The 21,528-nt window shown below is 69.6% G+C and carries 17 protein-coding genes; 8 read left to right on the plus strand and 9 right to left on the minus strand.

Annotated elements, in window-relative coordinates; all coding sequences use genetic code 11:
- Positions 1 to 50: 50 nt before the first annotated feature.
- The 8 genes from ACWYRN_RS22895 (at position 51) to mqo (ending at position 9,491) form a co-directional block, all read left to right on the plus strand.
- The gene (locus tag ACWYRN_RS22895; protein ID WP_488690096.1) at positions 51 to 1,517 is read left to right on the plus strand and encodes an APC family permease; all 1,467 of its coding nucleotides are present in this window, start codon (positions 51 to 53) and stop codon (positions 1,515 to 1,517) included.
- 1 nt (position 1,518) lies between these two features.
- Positions 1,519 to 2,115: a class I SAM-dependent methyltransferase gene (locus tag ACWYRN_RS22900; RefSeq protein WP_488690097.1), complete on the plus strand. Its 597-nt coding sequence runs from the start codon at positions 1,519 to 1,521 to the stop codon at positions 2,113 to 2,115.
- A gap of 376 nt (positions 2,116 to 2,491) precedes the next feature.
- Entirely contained in the window at positions 2,492 to 3,742 is a 1,251-nt protein-coding gene (locus tag ACWYRN_RS22905; protein ID WP_488690099.1) for a DUF2325 domain-containing protein, read from the plus strand.
- Positions 3,743 to 3,878: 136 nt separating this feature from the next.
- A complete protein-coding gene (locus tag ACWYRN_RS22910; protein WP_488690101.1) occupies positions 3,879 to 5,123 on the plus strand; it encodes an alpha/beta fold hydrolase in 1,245 nt (414 codons plus the stop codon).
- Between the two features lie 221 nt (positions 5,124 to 5,344).
- Positions 5,345 to 6,787 carry a nucleobase:cation symporter-2 family protein gene (locus ACWYRN_RS22915; RefSeq protein WP_488690102.1) on the plus strand — a complete coding sequence of 481 codons (1,443 nt, stop codon included), beginning with the start codon at positions 5,345 to 5,347 and terminating at the stop codon, positions 6,785 to 6,787.
- A 181-nt stretch (positions 6,788 to 6,968) separates the two neighbouring features.
- Positions 6,969 to 7,244 carry a hypothetical protein gene (locus ACWYRN_RS22920; protein ID WP_488690103.1) on the plus strand — a complete coding sequence of 92 codons (276 nt, stop codon included), beginning with the start codon at positions 6,969 to 6,971 and terminating at the stop codon, positions 7,242 to 7,244.
- 96 nt (positions 7,245 to 7,340) lie between these two features.
- Positions 7,341 to 7,787 (plus strand): MarR family winged helix-turn-helix transcriptional regulator, encoded by a 447-nt coding sequence (locus tag ACWYRN_RS22925; protein WP_488690105.1) that lies wholly within the window; start codon positions 7,341 to 7,343, stop codon positions 7,785 to 7,787.
- An 87-nt stretch (positions 7,788 to 7,874) separates the two neighbouring features.
- Positions 7,875 to 9,491, plus strand: coding sequence for a malate dehydrogenase (quinone) (mqo, locus tag ACWYRN_RS22930; RefSeq protein ID WP_488690106.1), 1,617 nt, complete (start codon positions 7,875 to 7,877; stop codon positions 9,489 to 9,491).
- Positions 9,492 to 9,732: 241 nt separating this feature from the next.
- On the opposite strand, the gene ACWYRN_RS22935 is transcribed toward mqo, so the two are convergent.
- The 9 genes from ACWYRN_RS22935 to ACWYRN_RS22975 form a co-directional block, all read right to left on the minus strand.
- On the minus strand, positions 9,733 to 10,182 hold the full coding sequence (locus tag ACWYRN_RS22935; RefSeq protein WP_488690107.1) for a hypothetical protein: 450 nt from the start codon (positions 10,180 to 10,182) through the stop codon (positions 9,733 to 9,735).
- A gap of 15 nt (positions 10,183 to 10,197) precedes the next feature.
- The gene (locus ACWYRN_RS22940) at positions 10,198 to 12,024 is read right to left on the minus strand and encodes a preprotein translocase subunit SecA (RefSeq protein ID WP_488690108.1); all 1,827 of its coding nucleotides are present in this window, start codon (positions 12,022 to 12,024) and stop codon (positions 10,198 to 10,200) included.
- The gene (locus ACWYRN_RS22945; RefSeq protein WP_488690109.1) at positions 12,014 to 14,182 is read right to left on the minus strand and encodes a site-2 protease family protein; all 2,169 of its coding nucleotides are present in this window, start codon (positions 14,180 to 14,182) and stop codon (positions 12,014 to 12,016) included. Before ACWYRN_RS22945 ends, ACWYRN_RS22940 begins: the two co-directional genes overlap by 11 nt.
- A 13-nt stretch (positions 14,183 to 14,195) precedes the next feature.
- Positions 14,196 to 16,163, minus strand: a complete 1,968-nt coding sequence (locus ACWYRN_RS22950) for an efflux RND transporter periplasmic adaptor subunit (RefSeq protein WP_488690111.1) — start codon at positions 16,161 to 16,163, stop codon at positions 14,196 to 14,198.
- 16 nt (positions 16,164 to 16,179) lie between these two features.
- On the minus strand, positions 16,180 to 17,028 hold the full coding sequence (locus tag ACWYRN_RS22955; protein ID WP_488690113.1) for an efflux RND transporter periplasmic adaptor subunit: 849 nt from the start codon (positions 17,026 to 17,028) through the stop codon (positions 16,180 to 16,182).
- A 1-nt stretch (position 17,029) separates the two neighbouring features.
- The gene (locus ACWYRN_RS22960; RefSeq protein ID WP_488690114.1) at positions 17,030 to 18,622 is read right to left on the minus strand and encodes a TolC family protein; all 1,593 of its coding nucleotides are present in this window, start codon (positions 18,620 to 18,622) and stop codon (positions 17,030 to 17,032) included.
- A 136-nt stretch (positions 18,623 to 18,758) separates the two neighbouring features.
- Positions 18,759 to 19,478, minus strand: coding sequence for a SapC family protein (locus ACWYRN_RS22965; protein ID WP_229435884.1), 720 nt, complete (start codon positions 19,476 to 19,478; stop codon positions 18,759 to 18,761).
- A 109-nt stretch (positions 19,479 to 19,587) separates the two neighbouring features.
- Positions 19,588 to 20,121 carry an Lcl C-terminal domain-containing protein gene (locus tag ACWYRN_RS22970; protein WP_488690116.1) on the minus strand — a complete coding sequence of 178 codons (534 nt, stop codon included), beginning with the start codon at positions 20,119 to 20,121 and terminating at the stop codon, positions 19,588 to 19,590.
- Between the two features lie 43 nt (positions 20,122 to 20,164).
- The gene (locus ACWYRN_RS22975) at positions 20,165 to 21,304 is read right to left on the minus strand and encodes an Lcl C-terminal domain-containing protein (RefSeq protein ID WP_488690118.1); all 1,140 of its coding nucleotides are present in this window, start codon (positions 21,302 to 21,304) and stop codon (positions 20,165 to 20,167) included.
- Between the last annotated feature and the right edge of the window lie 224 nt (positions 21,305 to 21,528).

Genomic DNA, 21,528 nt, shown 5'->3' on the forward strand with positions numbered 1-21,528 from the left:
TTTGACACGCACTCTGCCTTCGTTGCCAGACCTTGCCACCGGACCGCGCCATGGACCCTGCCGAAGCCGCACACGCCGCCTCTGCCGCACCCGCCGCCTCTGCCGCATCCTCTGCCGCGGCGGCCCGGCCCCAGCCGGCCATCGGCCTGCGCGCGGCCGTCGCGCTGATCGTCGGCGTCGTCATCGGCGCCGGCATCTTCAAGGCGCCCTCGATCGTGGCCTCGCTCAGCCCCAGCGCCGAGGCGATGTTCGGCATGTGGCTGCTGGGCGGCGTGGTCTCGCTGATCGGCGCGCTGTGCTACGCCGAGCTGGCCACCGCCTACCCGCATGCCGGCGGCGACTATCACTTCCTGATGCGCGCCTACGGCCGCCCGGTGGCCTTCCTGTTCGGCTGGGCGCGTTTCTCCGTCATCACCACCGGGTCGATCGCGCTGCTCGGCTTCGTGTTCGGCGACTACCTGCAGCAGGTGCTGCCCTTCCCGCTCGGCCCGCCCGGCGCCGGCCCCACCCTGTACGCCGCCGCCATCATCGTGGTGCTCACGCTGGTGAACGTGCGCGGCATTCGCGCCGGCGCCGCCACCCAGACCTGGCTGACCCTGCTGGAGGTCGGCGGCCTGCTGCTCATCGCCGCGGCCGCCGCGCTGCTGGCCGAGCCGCCGCCCGTCCCGGCCGTGGTGGCCAGCCCGGCCGGAGCCGACGCGCCCCCTGTCTCCTACGGCATGGCGATGGTCTTCGTGCTGCTTACCTACGGCGGCTGGAACGAGGCCGCCTACATCAGCGCCGAAGTGCGCGACGGGCGGCGCAACATGGCCCGGGCCCTGACCCTGTCGGTGCTGCTGATCACGAGCCTGTACTTGCTGGTGGCCTGGGCCTGCTGGCATACGCTGGGCATGGCCGGCATGGCGTCTTCGGAAGCCCTGGCCGCCGACGTCATGCGGCGCACCCTCGGGCCCGGCGGCGAAGCCCTGATCGCGCTGCTGGTCGCGGTCTCGGCGCTCACCTCGATCAACGCCACCATGATCGTCGGCGCGCGCAGCAGCTATGCCCTGGGCTGCGACTGGCCGCGCCTGCGCCGGCTCGGGCGCTGGGACGGCGCGCGCGGCACGCCGGCGGTGGCCATGCTGGTGCAGGGCGCGGCCGCGCTGCTGCTGGTCGCCCTGGGCGCCGGCTTCGGCAGCGGCTTCCGGGCCATGGTCGAGTTCACGGCGCCGGTGTTCTGGCTGTTCTTCCTGCTCGCCGGCCTCTCGCTGTTCGTGCTGCGACGGCGCGAGCCTGACCTGCCGCGCCCGTTCCGCGTGCCCCTTTTCCCGCTGCTGCCCCTGCTGTTCTGCGCCACCTGCGCCTGGATGCTCTGGTCCAGCCTGTCCTACGTGTTCTCCCAGTCGCTTGGCGGGCTGAACGCGGCCTGGATCGGCGTGGCCGTGCTTGCCGCCGGATTGCTGCTGCTGCCCCTGCTGGGCGGCCCGGCCCCGCCCCAGGCCCCTGCCCACCCGCTAGCCCCCACCGAGGAGAACTGACATGAACGAGAATCCGAGCCGCCGCAAGCTGCTCCTGCTGGGCGCCGCCAGCGCCGGCCTGGGCGTGCTGCCCGCACGCGCCGTGCTGGCCCAGACGGCCACCGCCACCGCGCCCAGGCTTGACGTGCCCTACGTCCCGACGCCGCAGGAGGTGGTCAACCGCATGCTGGCGCTGGCCAAAGTCGGCAAGAACGACGTGCTCTACGACCTCGGCTGCGGCGACGGCCGCATCGTCGTCACCGCCGCCAGGCAGCTCGGCGCGCGCGGCACCGGCATCGACATCGACCCGGTGCGCATTGCCGAAGCCCAGGACAATGCGCGCAAGGCCGGCGTCGACAAACGGGTCAGCTTCAAGGTGGGCGACCTGTTCCAGACCGATTTGTCGGACGCTTCGGTCGTCACGCTCTACCTGCTGCCGACCATCAATACCCGGCTGCGCCCGCGCCTGTGGCAGCAGCTGAAGGTCGGTTCGCGCGTGGTTTCGCATGCCTTCGACATGGGACCGGAATGGCCGCCCGAGAAAACGGCGAGCGTCGAGGGACGCACGATCTATTACTGGACCATCACCGAGGCGCAGAAGAAAAAGGCAAAGGCCTGAGCGGCTGGATCGGCCCGGGGCCGCCCGGGCTGTCCCCGGACCGTGCCGGATGGCGCCTGGCCGGGCTGGATGGGTTGCGCTGGCCGGGCTGGATGGGTTGCGCTGGCCGGGCTGGATGGGTTGCGCTGGCCGGGCTGGATGGGTTGCGCTGGCCGGGCTGGATGGGTTGCGCTGGCTGGGTTGCGCTGGCTGCCTTGCGCCGGATGACTGAAGCTGGATGGCCGGACCGCGCGCACGGCAGCGATGCTGTTTGCACGCGCGGCGATTCCGTGTACACTGGAATGCGAATCATTCTCATTCAAAAGCAAAGCGTGGTGATGGTGCGCGCTTGCCGGAGACCTGAGACCGTACACAGCCATTCGCCCAAAGGATCCGTATGTGCGACAAACACCCTTCGCTCGACCCAGCCAATGTGCAGTTCCAGACCCAGCATAGCTCGCGCCGGCGCCGCATCTGGGAATTGTCCCGCAACTGCCATTGCCCGCTGATCGGCGTCGCGCTGCCGCTGGGCACGCTGCGCAAGCTGGTGGAAAAAGTCACCGGCGGCGCGCTCATGCACGACGACTACGAGGTGCACGTCGGCGCCGTCAACGATTGCACCAGCCGCAACCGCCTGGCCGAGGCCGTGCAGAAGGAGCTCGAGCGGCGCTATGCGCAAGTGATCTTCCGCTTCCGCAGCGCACGCACGGCGGCCCAGGTGGCCGAGCTGTGGGAAGCGGCGGTGAACGCGGGCGACGTGGCCGGCGCCTTCTGGGCCGGGCTGTCGCACCCGGCCTGCGTGCCGGCGCTGGAAGAAAAGATGTGCCGCGACATCCACATGGTCCAGCACCAGGCCGGCGCCTGCGCCCGCGCCGACATCGGCAAATACAACGCCCTGCTGGGCGACAAGGCCCGGCTCGAGGGCGAACTGGCGCGGCTACAGGCGCGCTGCAACACCCTGCTGCAGGAAAGGAAAGGCGACGCCGACCGCTTCGAACAGCAGCTGATGCAGGCCCGCGCCACCACCATCGCGCGCGAAACCGACGTCCACAACCTGCGCAACGAGCTGGCCCAGCTGCGTTCGACCATTCCCGAGCTGGAAACCCGCAAGCGCCTGGCCAACCAGCTGGCGCGCATGGAAATGCGCGAAGCGGCGCTGCGCGGCCAGATTGCCGAGCTGAAGGCCAGCCGCGCGGAAGCCGTCGCGCGCGCAAGCGAAGCGGCGCCGCCAGCGGCGCCTGCCGTGCCCGCGCCGGCCGCACCCCAGGTCACGATCCCGATCCAGCTGGTCAACCAGAGCGTACTCTGCGTCGGTGGGCGCAGCGGCAACATCTCCTTCTACCGCAAGATGGTGGAAAAGATCGGCGCCCAGTTCGCCCACCACGACGGCGGCCTGGAAGACAGCAGCAACCAGCTCGACGCCAGCCTGGCCGCCGCCGACCTCGTTATCTGCCAGACCGGCTGCATCAGCCACGGCGCCTACTGGCGCGTGAAGGAATACTGCAAGCGCACCGGCAAGCGCTGCGTGTTCGTCGACAACCCGAGCGTGTCGAGCCTGGCGCGCGGACTGCAGGAGATCGGCGCCGAACCGGTCCTGGCTGGACAGGCGGAAGAAGCGGCAAGCGACAGCGATACCTGCAAGGCTTAGCCTGGCGGCAAGCATTGCGGGGCCGCGGCTGTCCGCATTTAACGCCGCGCAAACAGGGCCGCGTTCGATTGAAACGCGCTTGGAAGCGGGCGCAGCGCGGCGTAGAGTGCTGCCACCAGAACCGGACGAGACCGCCATGTACGCAAGCAACTGGAACGATCTGTCGACCCTTGGGGTCGCCGCCCTGAAGCAAATGGACCGCTCGCGCCAGGCGCGCGGGCAGATGCTGGACCGCGCCGGCTACGGCCCGCGCGAAACGCCTTCGATCGTGCTGCACACCGAGCCCGGCCTCAGGCTGCGCCGCTACGCTGCGGCCGAGACACCGGCCGACGGTTCGGCGGGCGCACCGGCGGACAAGCCGGCCGTGCTGCTGGTGCCCGCGCCCATCAAGCGCGCCTACATCTGGGACTTGGCGCCCGGGATCAGCGTCGTGCAGCGCTGGCTGGAACGCGGCTACCGCGTCTACCTGGCCGAGTGGGTGCCGCTGGGCGAGCAGCATTCTAGCGCGGGAAGCGGCGCGGATGCCCCCTCCGATGACGATGCCGATTTCAGCCTGGCCGGCTACGGCGACCGCTTGCTGCGCAGCTGCCGCGAGCACATCCGGCATGACAGCGGCCAGGAGCAGGTGATCATCGCCGGCCACTCGCTCGGCGGCATCCTGGCGGCCATCCATGCCTGCCTGTATCCCGAGGCGGTTGCCGCCACCGTGCTGCTGGAAGCCCCGCTCGGCTTCGACCCTGCCAGCGACTGCTTCGCGCCCCTGGTCCGGGCCACGCCCGACGCGCGCCGCATCGCCGACGCCTTTGGCCAGGTCCCGGGCAGTTTCCTGAACATGATGAGCGCCGCCGCCGAGCCGCATGCCTTCGGCTGGGAGCGCCTGCTCGACCGCACCGCGTCGATGACTAGCCCGCAGGCCCTGAACAGCTACATGCAGGTCGAACGCTGGACGCACGACGAGTTTCCGCTCCCCGGGCCGCTGTTCGTCGACCTGGTGGAATCGCTGTACCGCAACGATGCCTTCACCCAGGGCAAGCTGGCGATCGGCGCGCGCACGGTCGGCCCGCAGGACCTGCGTTCACCGCTGGTCAGCGTGTTCGACGGGCGCAGCAAGGTGATTCCGCCGCAATCGGTGCAACCCTTCCACGAGGCGGCGGCCAGCGCCGACAAGCTCCTGCTCGAGTATAGCGGCGACATCGGCGTCAACCTGCAGCACGTCGGTGTGCTGGTCGGGCGCAACTCGCATGCCCGCATCTGGCCGGCGATCTTCAACTGGCTGGAAGCGCTGCGCACGCGCGACGCTGCCAAGACGGACACGCAGGCGGAGGCAGAAACGAACGCAGTGGTGGGCGTCAAGCCGGACGCAAAAGCGCCGTCCGCCTGAACGGCTGCGCGGCGGGTGCAAGGCTGCAGCACCCGGCGCCTGCAGGCGCGGCTGCCGCAACGCAGCCGTCACCGCTGCCATTGCGGTTGCGGTTGCGGTTGCGGTTGCGGTTGCCGTGAATGACGCGGATGGCGCCGGTCCGGACAGTACCGCCGATGCGGCCAACATTCGCCATGCCAGGCCCGGCAGCGTAAAATCGCGTTTTTGCCCGGTGCCCGCGCATGACTACCCCACCCAAGCTGTCCACCCCGCTTCCCGAATCGCCCCATGCCTCGCCTCCCGGCACTTCTGCCGGCGCTCGGGTCGCCACGCCCGACCTGGTCCTCGGCCTCGAGGACCGCCCCACTGCCTGGGTCGGCATGCTCGCCGCCCTCCAGCACCTGCTGGCCATCATCGTCCCGATCGTCACGCCGGGCCTCTTGATCTGCCAGGCGCTGGGGGTGCCAGCGCGCGATACCAACCTGATCGTCTCGATGTCGCTGGTCATCTCCGGAATCGCCACCTTCATCCAGTGCCGCCGTTTCGGCCCGCTGGGTGCGGGACTGCTGATCGTGCAGGGCACCAGCTTCAACTTCGTCGGCCCCTTGATTGCCGGCGGCTCGCTGATGGTGAAACAGGGCACGCCGGTGGAAGCGGTGATGGCGGCGATCTTCGGCGTGGTAGTGGCCGGTTCGTTTGTCGAGATGGGCGTCTCGCGCATCCTGCCTTTTGTAAAACGCATGATCACGCCGCTGGTCACGGGCATCGTGGTGCTGATGATCGGCCTTACCCTGATCAAGGTCGGCCTCATCAGCATGGGCGGCGGCTTTGCAGCGATGGCCAACGGCAGCTTCGCGAATGGCGAGAACCTGCTGTTGTCGGGCATGGTCCTGGCCATCATCGTGGTCCTGAACCGCATTCCCGTAGTCTGGCTGAGGAGCAGCGCCATCGTGATTGCGCTGGCCGCCGGCTACGCGCTGGCCGGCTTCCTCGGGCGGCTCGATTTCACCGGCATGCACGAGGCCCCGGCCTTCCAGGTGCCGGTGCCGCTGCACTTCGGCCTGAGCTTCTCGTGGTCGCTGTTCATCCCGATGATCGTGATTTACCTGGTCACCTCGCTCGAAGCCATCGGCGACGTCACCGCCACCAGCAAGATCTCGCGCGAGCCGGTCGAGGGACCGGTGTGGATGCGCCGCATCAAGGGCGGCGTGCTGCTGAACGGCGCGAATTCCCTGCTGGCCGGTATCTTCAACACCTTCCCGAGTTCGATCTTCGCCCAGAACAACGGCGTGATCCAGCTGACCGGCATCGCCAGCCGCCACATCGGCATCTGGATCGCCCTGTTCCTGGTCGTGCTCGGTTTGTTCCCGAGCGTGGCCGGCGTGATCCAGGCCGTGCCGGAGCCGGTGCTGGGCGGCGCGGCGATGGTGATGTTCGGCGCCGTGGCCGCGGCCGGCATCAACATCCTGGCCAGCGTGCCGCTGGACCGGCGCGCACTGCTGATCATCGCGGTGTCGCTGGCCCTGGGCCTGGGCGTGTCGCAGGTGCCCGAGTTCCTGGTGCACATGCCGGCCGCGATCCGCAACGTGCTCGAATCGGGTGTCGCCACCGGCGGCATCTGCGCCGTGCTGCTGAACTGGTTCCTGCCGGACAGCCACCCTCAGCAAGACAGCGCCGCGCACTGAGCCGCACTGAGCCGCACTCCCGGCTCCCGCCCCGCGCGGGAGCCACCTCCCCCGCCCCCTTGTCACATTCTCACGAGTAAGTGATTTCACGTACTTACTTCAGAAATGTACTATTCAGTGTTAAAATACGTTTCGACGGACCGATACGGCCCGCCTCCTTTCACTCACATTGGCGGACAACATGAAAACCACTTACCTGATTCCAGCACTTCTCGTTACCCTCCTCGCCGGTTGCGCTTCGACCAACCCGGTTGCCTCGAACGACCCGGTACGCCAGCGCGTCCTGGCCGAACTCGAGCAAGCCAAGGCCGATGGCTCCTACCCGGTGACCGAAGCCTTCTACGCCAACCTGCCGCTGCCGCAAGAAAAGCATCGCCGCCAGGTAGCCCAGCAGAACGCGGCCGCTGCAGCAGGCGCCGGTGCAGGTGTCGCTGCGGACGCAACGGCGGCACCTTGATATCGGCGGGTACAATCTGCGCTTTCTTCTCTGCAGGGAATTTCGATGAGCGACTTTGGCCCGACCGACCAGCGACTGCGACGCGTGAAGGCGCGTATGCCTGACTTTGCCGTAGATGCCATGCGCCTGGTGCGCATGACGAACCACCTGCAGAAGACCTTCCGCGACCGGACCAACGGCCTGCTCAAGAAGTTCGACCTGGCCGACCCGAGCTACACGGTGCTCGCCATCCTGTATGGCAGCGTCGACGAATCGGCCAGTGCCTCCGAACTGAGCGAAACCTGCCACGAAAAGCCGGCGAACCTTACCCGCGTCTGCGACGAACTGGTCGCACGCGGCCTGATCGAACGCCGGCCGAAGCCGGGCGATCGCCGCTCGGTGATGATCTCGCTGAGCGACGCCGGACGCGCCCTGATCGAGCAGGCCATACCGGAAGTCTCGAGCATGGTCGGCGAGGCAACCGCCGGCTTCACCACGGAAGAACTGCGCCAGCTCTCCAGCCTGTATGCACGGCTGCTGGCGAGCCTGAATGGGCGCGCCTGACGACGCTCGCCGGCGGCCCGCGCCCTGTTTTACCCGGCCTCTCGCGGCGGGGTTCATTGTTGTACCGAGTTTTGGATTGAATAAGAAATGCGTAAATTATTAGCAGTTGCTGTTTCCGGCGCCCTCCTCGCTTCCTGCGGAAAGGCCCCTGCACCCTCGAACGACAAACCGGTCGACGTGGTCCTGATCGGCGCCGGCGTCATGAGCGCCACCCTCGGCACCATGCTGACCGAACTGCAGCCAGACCTGAAGGTCGAGATGTTCGAGCGCCTCGACAAGGTTGCCGCCGAAAGCTCGGATGCGATGAACAACGCCGGCACCGGCCACTCCGCCTTCATGGAGCTGAACTACACGCCCGAAGGCAAGGACGGCACGATCGAGACCAAGAAAGCGGTCGACATCAACGAGCAGTTCGAAGTATCGAAGCAGTTCTGGGCCTACCAGGTCAAGCAAGGCTACCTGCCCGACCCGCGCGCCTTTATCAACAACGTGCCGCACATGGCCTTTGTCTGGGGCGATGACAACGTCAATTACCTGCGCAAGCGCTACGCTGCCCTGCAGAAGGAAAACCTGTTCAAGGGCATGCTGTACAGCGAAGACCGTGCGCAGATCCGCGAATGGGCGCCGCTGACGATGGACGGCCGCGACCCGAACCAGAAGGTGGCCGCGACCCGCATGGACATCGGCACCGACGTCAACTACGGCACCCTGACCCGCACCATGGTCAAGAACCTGACCGAGAAAAAGGGCATGGACCTGCACCTGCGCACGCAGGTCGAGGACATCCAGCGCGGCGCCGACGGCATCTGGAACGTCACCGTCAAGGACCTGGCCACCGACAAACTGCAGACCGTGCGCGCCAAGTTCGTCTTCATCGGCGCCGGCGGCGGCGCCCTGCCGCTGCTGGAAAAAACCGGCATCCCTGAAGTCAAGGGCTACGGCGGCGTGCCGGTCGGCGGCCAGTTCCTGGTCACCACCAACCCGGCGCTGGTGAACACCCACCTGGCCAAGGTGTACGGCAAGGCTTCGGTCGGCTCGCCGCCGATGTCGGTGCCGCACCTGGACACCCGCATCATCGACGGCAAGAAGACCCTGCTGTTCGGGCCGTTCGCGACCTTCTCGACCAAGTACCTCAAAAACGGTTCCTGGATCGACATGCCGGCCGCGATCACGACGAATAACGTGCGTCCGATGCTGCAGGCCGGTATCGACAACATCCCGCTCACCAAGTACCTGATCGAGCAGGTGATGCTGTCGCCGGAAGACCGCCTGGCCACGCTGCGCGACTACCTGCCGAACGCGAAGATGGAAGACTGGACCCTGGCCACGGCCGGCCAGCGCGTGCAAATCGTGAAGGACAGCAAGGATGGCGGCATCCTGCAGTTCGGTACCGAAGTCGTGGGTTCGGCTGACGGCAGCGTGGTCGCCCTGCTCGGCGCTTCGCCGGGCGCTTCGACCGCCGCGCCGATCATGCTGAAGGTGCTGAAACAGTCGGCCTTCAAGAATGCGCTGGAAACCCCGGCCTGGAAGGCGAAGATGCTGGAGATGGTGCCGTCCTACGGCCAGAAGCTGAACGACGATCCAGCCCTGGCGAACCGCATCCGCCACTACAGCAGCGACGTGCTGGGCCTGAAGGCGCTCACGCTGGATGAGCCGGCCGTGGCCAGCGCAGCGGCGGCCGGTCCGGTGGTCGCCAAGCAGTAAGCTGGAGCGTTTGCTTCAAACAGACAGGGCGCCGCGATTGCGGCGCCTTTTTTGTAGGTGGACGGCCGCGCCGTCCACGCGTCCACGCCTCCAGGCGGAGGCAGTGCGGAGCTGGGCAGAATAGCGGGTTGCGGAGACCGCAAGGCGGTTTCTTGTGGGGGCGCATCGGCGCAGACGTGGTTTGAACGCGTGGCGGCGCAAGGGCCGCTTCTGCGCACAGGGTCGGGTAGAGCCGACCACCCTACGGCTTGCACACGGCTGCCGTTCCCTTGGCCAGGTAGGCAGCGCGCAGCGCGTTTGCTTGTGCGTCCTCTTCCAGCGACAGGGTCCGGTACAGCCGGCCATAGTCCCAACCATAGCCCCAGCGGAAAGGCGACGGCAGCCAGGGCACGCCGCCGGCGCGCACCGCGCCATACATGGCGCCGGCCAGCGCCGGGCTGCGGCTGGCCACGCGCACACATTCCCTGAACACCCGGTCCGATTCCAGGCGCTCGGCCGCACTGCCGCCGCGCCAGTAGGCCAGGTCGTGCGCGACGCAGCAGCCGCACCAGTCGGCCCGGCCGGCCGTGGCACGGTTCGGGAACAGGCTGCAGCCATCGGTCGTGAACGGAGCAGGCGCCGGCGCGGACGCGCACCCGGACAGCACCAGGGAGGCGCCCACGATGGCGCCGGCAACGACCCGCCTCAGCATCGCCCCAGCACCGCCTCAGCCCATGCCCGCAAAGGCCAGCTGCTCGTCCATCTGCCGCTCGCGCAGGGCCAGCGAGGCGCGGTAGCGCGACGCCTGGCGCGCCGCATTGCGCTGCGCCAGCCGGAATAACAGCGCAGCCGTCCAGGGTGCACGCGCCAGTCCGGCCACGGGCAGCGGCAGCCACTCGGGCAGCGCGCGCGCCAGCAGTTCGTCGCTGGCGGCGCCGAACACCTCGCCGCTGGCGCACCAGGCGAAGAAGGCGGCATCGGTACGCGCGCTGTCCCAGTGCTCGAACAGCATGCCGTGCGCCTGCGCTCCCGCGCACGTATCCGCATCCCGCTCCCGCTCCGGCTCTACCTGCACGCCGTTGCGCAGGGCGGCAGCAATCACCAGCGTCACCCGGCCCGGCTCGGCGGCCGCCGCCAGGGTCGCGGCATCGGCCTCGGGCTCGCGCCCGTCGGCCAGCGCAAAGCCGATGTTGCGCGCGGCCAGCAGGCGCCCGACCGCCGCCAGGTCGGCCGTGCGCGGCGCGCCGACCAGCAGCGCCTCGCCGCGCGCCTGGCGCGCCGCGACCGCATCGGCAAAAGCGTCCAGCTTGGCGGCCGCGTCGCGGTAACCGTAGCGGCGCTGCGGACGCAGTTCCGCGTGTGCCGACAAGGCCACCGTCTCCATGCCGTAGCAGTCGCGCAGTTCGGCACGCATGCCGCGCAGCGAGGCGCCGATGCCGGCCAGGCGCCGGTAGCGCGGCAGGAAGCTCTGCACGGCGGTGCGCGCCACGGTGCGCGGCGGCGCCGACAGCGGCAGCCCCTCGCGCGCCTCGACCGCCTGCAGCATGCCGAACTGCCAGACGCGCCCGGCCAGGCGCCGCAGCACGCCGTCATCGGCGATCAGCACGCGCCCTTCCTGCACCAGGTAGTGGCGCTCGCGCCCCAGTTCGTCGCGCGCCAGCAATGCGCACGAAACGATGTCGTCGCGCCGCTGCGGGTGGCGCCAGTACACCGGCAGGCGCAGGGCCAGCAGGTCCAGGCGCGCCTGGCCGGCGGCGCTGAAGCGCACCTGCCAGCCCGGCTCGCGTTCGATGTGATAGTCGCGCCCGGCCTCGAGTTCCTCGACCAGCGCACAGGCAGCCAGGGTCGCCGCATCCAGCACGCCGGCGCTGCCGGCGGCGCTGATCACGACCGGGCTGGCGGCTTCCTCGGCCAGCACGGCGTCGAGGTCATCGACCAGGGCTACCTCCGCGGCCGGGCGGCAGGCCGCGGCGGCCATGCCGTCGGCCGCCAGGCGCGCGCGCAGCAGGTCCGACAGCAGCTGGCGCCCGGTGGCGTAGACCAGGTCGGCCTCGTAGCGGCGCGCCAGTTCGGCTTCGCCGAGGTCGGCCTCGAGCGCCGCCGCGCTCACGCCGCAGAGCACGAACAGCGGCGCGAAGCGGGCCTGATCGCGCCCGGCCAGGTAGTCCGAGGCGCGCACCAGGTGGCAGCGGCGCCCGCTCCACACGTGCAGCAGCGCGGCCAGGGCCACGGCCAGCGGCGCGCCGCCGGCCTCGCGCATGGAGCCCGATTCGACGGCGCGGCCGGCGTGCATCAGGAGCGCCGCCGCCAGCTGGCGTACCGAGGGCGTTCCCAGGCCGGCGGCGCGGCAGGCTGCCGCCAGCGCCGCCAGGGCGTCGGTTGCGGCGCTGCCGTCGGCATCCTTGCCCAGGGCCACGGCGCGGCGCAGGCGCGTGCGCGCGGCGGTCAGCAGCGCAGGATCGGTTTGGAACGCCCCGGCCGCGCGCGCAGCCAGGGCGGCCTGGCGGCCAACGCGGCGGCGCAGCGCGGCGTTCGCGCGCGGGTCAAAGTCCATAGCGCTTCTGGAACAGCTGCGCCAGCGCCTTTTTCGCCTGGGCGTACAGCGGCTTGCCCGGCAAATCGACGCGCACCATGCCCGACAAACCGGGCAGCGGCGCCAGGCCGTCGGCGCGCGCCGGGGCCAGGTCGGCCGGCAGCGCCGCGCGCAGCTCGAAGAAGGGTTCGGCGCTGGTCTCGCCGCTCGGGTCGTTCGGCTTGACGGCGATCTCGCCGCCGCCGGCAAAGCCGAGCGCGCTCGAAGCCAGGCGCTCGCGCTTGTACGGGATCACGCTGACCGCGCCCAGCGCCAGCGTCACGTCGGACTGGCCGTTCAGGCGCAAGTCGGCATGGGCGCCGCCATGGCCGAACAGTTCGTCCGCCTGCTCCTGCGGCACCACGGCCACGAAGCGCAGGCGCGCATCGGCCACCACTTCGCCCAGCGGCTGGCCGCGCGACAGCCAGTTGCCGACCCGCTCGTGCAGCGACGGCGCCTCGACCCAGCGCCCGGCACGCGGCGCGCGCACCATCAGCAAACTGCGCTGGCGTTCGAGTTCCGCCATCTGGCTGCCCAGGGCCGCCAGGCGTTCGGCCAGCGGCGCGCTGTCGGCGCGGTTGCGCAGCAGCGACTGGCGGTACTGCACCTCGAGTTCGGCGCTTTGCTGGCGCGCCAGTTCGTAGTCGGCCTCGAGCTCCGGGTTGGCCAGCACGGCGATCAGCTCGCCCTGTTCCAGGCGCTGACCCGGCTGCGCCACAAGGCGCGCCAGGCGCGCTTCGCCCGGGATGTGCAGCAGCACCGAGTCGCTCGCCTGCAGCACGCCATGCGCGCGCACCGAATACGGGAAAGGCAGCACCAGCACAAAGGCAGCCAGCGCCGCGCCCAGGCCGAGCGCGCGCAGGGTCGCGCTGCGCCGGTTGGCGGCCACCTTCGGCCCGTTCAGGTGCTGCCACAGCTTGCGCAGCGGCCAGATCAGCAGCGTCAGCGCGGTGACCACGGCCATAAACACGCCGACCAGGAACCACTGGTCCATCACCAGCAGGATGATCCCGGTCGAGACCAGGATGCGATAGAAGAAGGCGGCGATGCCGTAGAAGCCGAACCACAGGCGCTCGCGCCGGTCGTGGGCCGGCGACTCGGCGTTGGCGCTGCCGAGCAGGTAGCGGTCGCCCAGGTACATCCAGTATTGCTGGGCCTTCTGGTACAGGTTCGGGATGTCGACCAGGTCGGCCAGGATGTAATAGGCGTCGAAGCGCAGCAGCGGATTGCCGTTGAAGAGCAGGCTCGAGACCGAGCCGACCACCATCACGTTGTACGCGACGCTGTTCACGATGCCGGGGCTGGTGACGCTCCACACCATGGCCCCGAGCGCTGCCAGGAAGAGTTCGACCAGCATCCCGGCCGCACTGACCAGGGCGCGCTTGTAGCGGCTGGCGAAGCCCCAGGTCGAGGCGGTGTCGACGTAAGGCAGCGGCGTGAGGATCAGGAACATCACGCCAAAGGCGTGCACCTCGCCGCCGTAGCGCTTGCAGATGAAGGCGTGGCCGATCTCGTGCAGCAGCTTCATCACGCTGAGCGTGACGAACAGCAGCGGCAGGTTCGACAGCGACAGCAGGCCCTGCGAATGGTCGCTGAGCGCGCCCAGGTTGCCGAAGGCCGCCATGGCGCCCGCCGTCACCACCGCCAGCCACAGCAGCAGTGCGGGCAGGCCGGTAGTGGCGCGGATCAGTTTCGGGAAGCGGTTCAGCAGGCGGTCGGGGTCGAACAGGAACACGCGCGTGTACAGGAAGCCGAGCAGCTTGCTGTTCAGTTCACGGCGGCGCTGGACGGCGCTGCGGCGGTGGATCGCCCCGCTGTCGGGCAAATCGAGGGCGGTCAGCATGTTCGCCGTGTGCAGCTGCGCCAGCACCCGCACCACCTCTTCCTGGCCGGGCGCGTCGTCCGGGCGGCGCGCCACGAAGTCGAGCCAGTTTTCCTCGACCGTGCGGGCGGTGCTGAGCGAGGAGATGAAAGCCCAGGCCTGGGCCGTGACGCGGAAATAACGGTGCGAATAGGCGTCGCGCAGCACGTACCACGGTTCGCCGCCGAAGCGCTGGCGCTCGACGCGGGTGCTGGCGGCCAGCGCCACGCGCGCGCCGGCGATGCGGAACCAGGAATCGCTGAAGACTGCACTGCTCATGTCGGCGCCCTCCTCAGCCCAGCCACCAGAGCTTCATGCGCAGCGAATCGACCAGGCGGTGGGTCCATATCCAGGCCACGTTGCGGCGTCCGCCGTCGAGCTGCACGATGCCGCTCATGCCGGGGCGCCACCAGGCCTGCGGCGCGCCGTCGAGCCGGCCCTTGACCAGGAAGTGGTTGCCTTCCTGCCCCTTGACCTGGGCCACGGGAATCACGGTGGCCAGGGTGAAGCCGATCGTTTCGTCGGGGCGGCCGATCAGGCGCAGTTCGCCGTGCGCGCCCGGATGCACGAAGCGCACGTCGCGCTCGGGCACCATGATCTCGACGTACAGGCCGTCGATGCGCGAGATGCGGAACAGATTGTCGCCCTTCTTCACCGGCGCATTCAGCAGGTCCTTGCGCTCGCCGGCCACCACCACGCCGTCGAACGGGGCCACGGTCTGGGCCTGGGCCAGGTACTGCGCCACGCGCGCCAGGCGGGCGTCGGCCTGGGCCGCACGCGCCTGGGCGATGCCGAGGTCGGCCAGGTTGCCGGTGGCGCGCGCCTTGTCGGCTTCGGCGCCGAGGCGCTGGCGTTCGGCACCGAGGTCGAGCTGCTGCTGGCGCAGTTCGCGCGTGTCGAGCGCGGCCAGCGGCGCGCCGGCTTTCACCACGTCGCCTGCCGTCGCCTGCACCGCGTCGACGCGGCCGTCGAACTGGGCGCTGATCAGGCGCGTGCTGTCGGTGCTCAGCTGGGCGCTGGCCTCGATCCGGTAATCCCAGGTGCCGAACACGGCGAACAGCAGCAGCACCGACAGCGCCGCCACCGCGCTGCGGGTCCAGACCCGGCCCGGCCCCAGCCAGCGCGCCAGGCGCTGGCCGGTCCAGTCGCGCAGGCGCAGGCCCCACCAGCGCTCGCGCCCGCGCTGGGCTTCGAGCCAGGGCTGGAGGAAGCCCATGGTCTGCAGCAGCGCGCGCGGCGCCGGCGGGCTGGCCGCGGCACCGGCAAAGCCGAACAGCAGCACGGCGCGGGTGCCGCCGACGCCATCGGGCACCGGCAGCGCGTACATGCGCGCCAGCGTCAGCGAACGGGCGACGCGCGCCAGCACCGGCGCGCCGGCTTCGGCTTCGGGATTGAGATCAAGGCCGATCCACACCGGACCGGGCTGACCCAGGGCTTCGAGGAAGGCCTCGTCGAGCAGCTGCACCTGTTCGGTGTTGCGTTCGAAACGGTCGACGTGGCTCAGGGCCACGGTGCGCACCGCGCCGCCGTGGCGCCAGCCGAGCGCCACCAGCGAGGCGCCGTAGTGGGCGGCCAGGCCGTTGACCAGCACCAGCGTGGCGGCGTCGAATCTCGGCTCGGCGACCACCTGGGCGGTCAGGTCGAACAGGGCGGCGGTGTCGGTGTCGGCGCCGGCAGGGGCGGTATCCGGCTTGCCGGTAAAGGCGGCCAGCGCCGATGACGCCTGTTTATCCGCGGGCTTCTTGTCGAGCGAAGGGGCCGGGGCAGACGCGGCGGACACACTGGCGCCGACGTCGGCCACCAGCATCGCCCGCATCAGCAGTTCGTTCAGCTGCGCGCGTTCGCTCTCGGGGATGTCGATCACCAGCAGCGCATCGGGCAGGCCGCTCACCTGCACCAGGGCCAGCATGCGCAGGCGCCCTGCCTCGTCCTGCAGCGGCGCCACCGCGAAACCCTTCTCCAGCGGCTGGCCGGCGCGGCCGGCAACCACGGCCGGCCAGTGGCGCAGCGCCCAGTCGTCGCCGGCGGCGCCGCCGAGCAGGCGCCATTCGCCAGGGGTGCCTGGGGAAGCGGGGCCGCGCTGCACCAGCAAGGCCGTGCCGGCGCGGCACAGCTCGCGCAGCAGCGTGCAATAGTCGTTCCAGTAACCGAGGCGTTCGCGCGGCTGGCGGCGCAGCGCCGTCAGGTCGCGGATCACGGTGCTGGCGTCGCGCGGGGCCGGGGTGCCGGCGGGCGGCTGGAAGTCTGCTGGGCGGTTCATCGAAGCTCCGGATCGTTCAGTTGGCGCCGGCCTGGCGCAGCGGCAGGTCGATCATGCCCTTGATACCGGGGCGGATGCGCAGGCCCGGGTTCGGCACGTCGACGCGCACCTCGACCAGGCCGCTGGCGGCGTCGGCCACGCTCGACACGTAGCTCACGCGGCCCTTGGCCGGCGCGCTGCCGGCGGCGTCCTCGAAGCGCACGCCGATCTCGCGGCCCGCCTTCAGGCCCGGCACCGCGCTCAGGGGCACATTCGTGGTCAGGTACAGCTGCGAGGCGTCGACCAGCACCATCAGGACTTCGCCCGGCTTGATCCACTCGCCGGCCTTTGGCTCGACGCGGGTCAGCACCCCACCACGCGGTGCATTCAGGGCGCGCAGCGCGCGTTCCTGCAGGGCGCTGTCGTATTCCACCTTTTCGCGGCGCTTCTGCGCCTGCAGCTGTTCCAGGCGCGCGCGGGCGCCGGAATACTCGACCTCGAGCTTGCCCATCTCGTCGCGGCTGATCGAGCCGGTGCTGTCGTAGACGCGCTTGGTGCTCTCGTACATCCCCTGCAGCACGCGCACGCGGTCGCGCGCCGCATTCAGCTCGCTGTTGTCTTCATAGACCACCTGGCGCCGCGACACTTCCAGCGCCTGCATGCGGTCGTCGAGCACCATCAGGGTCTGGCCGGCGCGCACCGCCTGGCCGGGCCGGGCGTCGAGGCGGGCCACCACGCCGGGCACGCCCATGCTCAGGGTGAGCTCGTTCTTCGGGTGGACCAGGCCCACGTATTCGGTGGCCAGGGCCGGCAGTGCGGCGGCGAACAGGGCGCCGGCCAGCGCAGCGGTAAGGTTCAGGCGTGCACGCGGACGGAGAAGAGGCATGTCAGTGTTCCAGGGTGATGGCATAGTGGTCGAGCAGGCTGCCGTCGGCGTACAGCAGGGCGTCGTTGGCCTGCCCCATGCGTGCCAGGCTGTCGACCAGGCGCTGGCGGCTTTCGGTGAGTTCGGATTCGCGCAGCAGCAACTGGGACAGCAGCCCCATGCCGGCGTCGTAGCGCACGCGTTCGATGCGCAGCATCTCGGTGCGCAGTTCGATGTCGGCGCGCATGCGCTCGACTTCATCAAGGCCGGCGCGCGCCTGTTCCCAGCGCGTGCGCACGTCGTTCGCCAGCGCCGAGCGGATCGAGTCGACCTCGAGCTCGGCCTGGTGCACGCGCGCATCCTGGGCGCGCGCCTGCGAGCGCGCTTTCTGGTTACCGCCGAGCGGCACTTCCAGGTTCACGCCGATCGACCACGACGGATAGTGGCCGCCCTCGGTCAGTTCGCGCGCGGTGCCGTAGCTGCCCGACAAACCGGTGCGGGTATTGCTCAGCACCAGGTCGAGCGCCGGCAGGCTCTGGTTGCGCGCGTAGTCGAGGCGGATGCCGGCCTGTTCGTGGCGCAGGCGCGCAATGCCCAGCGCCGGCCAGCGGCCCAGGGCGTCGGCATAGCGCTGCGCCAGGCTAGTCGGCTCGACGCGGCTGGCTTCGGCGGCGTTCGCCGGCACCGACAGCGTGATCTGCTCGGACAGGTTCGGCACGTTCAACAGGGTCTCCAGGCGCGACTGCACCTCGCGCACGCCCTGGGCCGCGCGGATCTGCTCGACCTCGCGCACCAGCACGGCGCTGCGCGCCTCGATCCTGTTGCTGGCGGCGAGCTTGCCGGCCTCGATGCGCGCCAGGGTGTCGGCTTCGACACGACGTGCGTAGTCGAGCGCCTGCTCACGGATGCGGCTCACTTCCAGCGCCCGGTACAGCTGCCAGTACAGGGCCAGGGCGTCGTTCCCGCTTTTCAGGAGCTGCTGGCGGTACTGCAGGGACGCGATCTTTTCCTCGGCCCGCGCCACCTTCAGGTCGGTTTCGATGACGCTCTTGCCGAAGCCGCGCAGCAGCGGCTGACGCAGTTGCAGCACCAGGGCGCCGTCGTACTGGGTATCGCTCGGCGAGGCGCTGGCGATGATGTTGTTGCGCTGCTGGCGCGCGCGGTAGCTGAGGCTGATGTCGGCGCCGCTGGGCAGGCGTTCGCGCAGCCCGACCTCGGCCGTTTGCAGGCGCTCGTCGAGCACGTCGAGTTTGCTGGTGGCGATGCTCGAGATGCGTTCCTCGACGGTGCGCTGGCGCAGCGTATCGTCCTTGCGCAGGCTGGAAAACAGCACCATCTCGTATAGCGCCGCCTCGGCCTTGCTGAGTTCACCGGCGACCTCGATCTGGGCGCGGCTGTAGGCCACTTCGGCGCTGTGGCCGGCGACCAGCTGCAACAGCAGTTTCGGGGTCAGCACCACGTTGCCCTTCAGGGCCGCGGCCGGAGCCGAAGCTGGGCGGGCGGCGGCCGGGTCGAACACCCCTGCCCCGGCCGGTGCAGCCGGCGCGCCGGCGCAGGCCAGGCCGAGCGCCAGCAGCGCGCAGGCACGGCGCGTCGCACGCAGCGGAAGACGCAATGGAGGATGCAGCGGGTTCAACACGGTCATTGCCATAAATGCCAAAAAAACGGGGCGTAGAATCGCGTCGGGCCCGCAGCTGGTGCAGCTGCGGGCCCGACATGGTTCGGCAGGCGCAGGCCTGCCCGGCCTGGAATCAGGCGGCCGGCTTGGCCTGCTCGTCCTTCAGCATGACCAGGCGCTCGATCTGCGACAGCGAGGTCAGTTGGGCGTAGATGGCCGGCAGGTAGTGCTTGGTGCGCATTTCCAGGAACAGCTCGTCCGACAGGTTGTTCAGGCGCTCTTCGTTGATGACGTAGCAGCCCGAGATGTTCTTGATCTTGTCGTTCTGGCGCACGCGCATGTTCAGCGGCACGAACAGGTTGTTCTTGGCCAGGAACTTGCAGAACTCGGCGGTAATGGCGTCCATCTGCTGCAGTTCCGACAGGTAGCGCTTGACGTTCTCGATCACTTCGGTCGGCTCGCCCTGCTCGTTGAACAGCGGGGTGCCTTCGGTGTCGCTCAGCAGCTCGCTGCCTTCGTCGACGCAGACCAGGAAGCGGCCGTCATCGCTCGCCTGCGACAGTGCGAACGGGTAGCGGCGGATGATCGCCGGCACGTAGGAAGCCGACCACTTGCCGTTCTCGCCGACGAACAGGTTCTCGCCCGCGTCCAGGCCCAGCAGGGCGACCGGACGGAACTCGTCCTTCTCTTTGTCTTCGATGAAGACCAGCGGGTAGATCGCGGCCGAGCGCACGAACTCGTGGGTGGTCACGTAGGCGATGTGGAACTGCGAGGCGAAGCCGAAGCCCTCGACCTGCTTGATCTTCTTGCCAGCGTGGCGCTGCTGGTTGACGGGAACGACTTGCTTGAACATGTGAATCTCCAGTGTTGGCTGTTGGCCGGGCCCTGTCCTCAGTGCCCGTGCATGGTGTTGTGTTGTTATGGGGTGCGGTGTCTTGCTATGGGTTGCCGGGTACAGCGCGTCAGTTTCCGCCGCGGACCAGGCGGATGTTGCGGGCGCCGGTCTTCGGCGCGGCGGCGACGTCGCCGGCGTTGAAGTCCACGTACCACGCCAGGCCCGCATTCAGGCTGTAGGGCGAAGCGGTCCAGAAGCTCTGGGCCGGGGTGCGCGGGAACACCGAGGCGTTGATGGCCGGCGCGGTGCACTTGCGCTCGACCAGCGAGGCGAGTTCGTTACGGTTCGGCAGGCGCCAGTCGCTGTGGCCCTCGCCCAGGGTCGCGCCGGCCGCGTTGACGGCGGCGACGCGCGCCAGGGCTTCGCCCCAGTTGCCGGTGACCGGCGTGCCGCTGTCGCAGGCGGCGCCGCCCAGGCCTTCCGGGCAGCGCTTCCAGACCAGGCCGGTGGCGCTGTCGGCCACGCCGCCGGCGCCGTCCTTGAAGCGCGCATCCGGGGTGTCGGCCGCGATGTCGATGCCGTTGCAGGCGGCCTGGGCGAGTGGCGCCGCGCCCAGCAGGACGGCCAGCGCCAGCGCGCAGTGACGCAGTGGGAATTTCATGTGGACTCCGTGTTCGGTTGCCGAGAGTTGGGTCGGGTGACGGTCAGTTGCCGCGCACCAGGCGCACGCGTTGCGGGCTGGTCTTGGCGGCCGCGCCGACCACGCCGCTGTTGAAGTCGACCATCCAGGCGCCGGCGGCGTCACCCGCCTTGGGCGAGGCGCTCCAGTATGGCGCCGCGGCCTGGCCGGCGAACTGCGCGCGGATGGTCGGCGCAACGGTGGCGCCGGCGTCGACGATGCCAGAAAGCTCGTCGGCCGTCGGCAGGCGCCAGTCGGAGAAGCCGCACCAGCGCTCGGCATTGACGGCGGCCACGAAACTCTCGGTGTCGCAGTTGCTGCCGCTGCAGACGCCGCCGTTGGCGGTGCCGGCCGCGCCGCCATTGGCGCCATTGCGCAGCAGCCAGGTATACGTGTTGTCCGGCGCATGCAGGCCGGTGCCGCTCTTGCCTTCCCAGACCAGGCCGGTGACGCTGTCCTGCACGCAGGCCGATCCCGGCAGCACGGTCATGACGAAGCCGCTCGTCTTGTAGCTGCCCTGGCCGACCACGCGCTCGTTGGCGTCGCGTCCGGTCTCGGCATCCTGGCCGGCGAAGCCGGTTTGCGGACAAGCCAGTCCGTTTGCGCCGGCGCTGGCGCAGGCCGCGATGCCGGTGTCGTTCAGGCGCTTGCTGTTGTCGATGCCGGCGCCGGCCGCAACGCTGTTGGCACGGATGGTGCCGCTCGCCGTGCCGCTGTTGGCGCCGTCGTTCCAGCGCACCGTCAGGACCTTGTCGGCGCTGGCGCTGCCTGGGCAGACCTGCAGGTTGAACTGGCGTTGGCTGCTGCCGCTGGCCAGGCTCATGCTGGTGCTGGCCGGGGTCAGGTAGTCGACGCCGGCTGCGCAGCTGGCGCCGCCGGTGCCGCCTTCGACCGTGAAGCTGACCTGGGCCGGGAAATTCGCGTCGGCGCGCAGCGCCAGACGGAAGCCGAGCAGCGCCTGGCCGTCCAGGCCCTTGGCGGCGCGCGCGTCGCCCAGGGCCAACACGGTCGGCTTGATGGCCACCGGCGGGGGCGGCGCCGGCGCAGGGGCTGGCTTGCTGCCGCCTCCGCCGCCGCAAGCGGCCAGCAACAGGGAGACGGGAACGGCGCAGCCGAGCCAGGTGGCGGAGGTGCGGGTCCAGTGTGCGACGGCGTGGTTACTCATATGATTTGGTTGTTGCTCTTTAGCACTGCAAACAAGGCGGCCAGTGTCGATTCTTTCCATTTTGCTGTCAAGAACATTTGGGCGCCCTGCCCGAAGGGGCCTGAAGCAGGCCCGCAAGCGTCTGCGTCGCGCAACAAAGCTTGTCCTGAACCGGGAAAAATCGTAAAAAAAACCGGGCTGCCCTTTCGGACAGCCCGGCCTTTATCGAAGCGCTGTGATCGCGA

Source organism: Massilia sp. BAP21 (assembly GCF_057801335.1).

What these genes read in the sequence shown, in the direction of transcription:
- ACWYRN_RS22915 (WP_488690102.1), top strand. Translation starts at nt 5,345, where the DNA reads ATGACTACCCCACCCAAGCTGTCCACCCCGCTTCCCGAATCGCCCCAT.
- ACWYRN_RS22940 (WP_488690108.1), bottom strand. Translation starts at nt 12,024, where the DNA reads ATGGACTTTGACCCGCGCGCGAACGCCGCGCTGCGCCGCCGCGTTGGC.
- ACWYRN_RS22900 (WP_488690097.1), top strand. Translation starts at nt 1,519, where the DNA reads ATGAACGAGAATCCGAGCCGCCGCAAGCTGCTCCTGCTGGGCGCCGCC.
- ACWYRN_RS22970 (WP_488690116.1), bottom strand. Translation starts at nt 20,121, where the DNA reads ATGAAATTCCCACTGCGTCACTGCGCGCTGGCGCTGGCCGTCCTGCTG.
- ACWYRN_RS22935 (WP_488690107.1), bottom strand. Translation starts at nt 10,182, where the DNA reads ATGCTGAGGCGGGTCGTTGCCGGCGCCATCGTGGGCGCCTCCCTGGTG.
- ACWYRN_RS22975 (WP_488690118.1), bottom strand. Translation starts at nt 21,304, where the DNA reads ATGAGTAACCACGCCGTCGCACACTGGACCCGCACCTCCGCCACCTGG.
- ACWYRN_RS22920 (WP_488690103.1), top strand. Translation starts at nt 6,969, where the DNA reads ATGAAAACCACTTACCTGATTCCAGCACTTCTCGTTACCCTCCTCGCC.
- ACWYRN_RS22945 (WP_488690109.1), bottom strand. Translation starts at nt 14,182, where the DNA reads ATGAGCAGTGCAGTCTTCAGCGATTCCTGGTTCCGCATCGCCGGCGCG.
- ACWYRN_RS22955 (WP_488690113.1), bottom strand. Translation starts at nt 17,028, where the DNA reads ATGCCTCTTCTCCGTCCGCGTGCACGCCTGAACCTTACCGCTGCGCTG.
- ACWYRN_RS22950 (WP_488690111.1), bottom strand. Translation starts at nt 16,163, where the DNA reads ATGAACCGCCCAGCAGACTTCCAGCCGCCCGCCGGCACCCCGGCCCCG.
- ACWYRN_RS22905 (WP_488690099.1), top strand. Translation starts at nt 2,492, where the DNA reads ATGTGCGACAAACACCCTTCGCTCGACCCAGCCAATGTGCAGTTCCAG.
- ACWYRN_RS22925 (WP_488690105.1), top strand. Translation starts at nt 7,341, where the DNA reads ATGCCTGACTTTGCCGTAGATGCCATGCGCCTGGTGCGCATGACGAAC.
- ACWYRN_RS22910 (WP_488690101.1), top strand. Translation starts at nt 3,879, where the DNA reads ATGTACGCAAGCAACTGGAACGATCTGTCGACCCTTGGGGTCGCCGCC.
- ACWYRN_RS22895 (WP_488690096.1), top strand. Translation starts at nt 51, where the DNA reads ATGGACCCTGCCGAAGCCGCACACGCCGCCTCTGCCGCACCCGCCGCC.
- mqo (WP_488690106.1), top strand. Translation starts at nt 7,875, where the DNA reads ATGCGTAAATTATTAGCAGTTGCTGTTTCCGGCGCCCTCCTCGCTTCC.
- ACWYRN_RS22965 (WP_229435884.1), bottom strand. Translation starts at nt 19,478, where the DNA reads ATGTTCAAGCAAGTCGTTCCCGTCAACCAGCAGCGCCACGCTGGCAAG.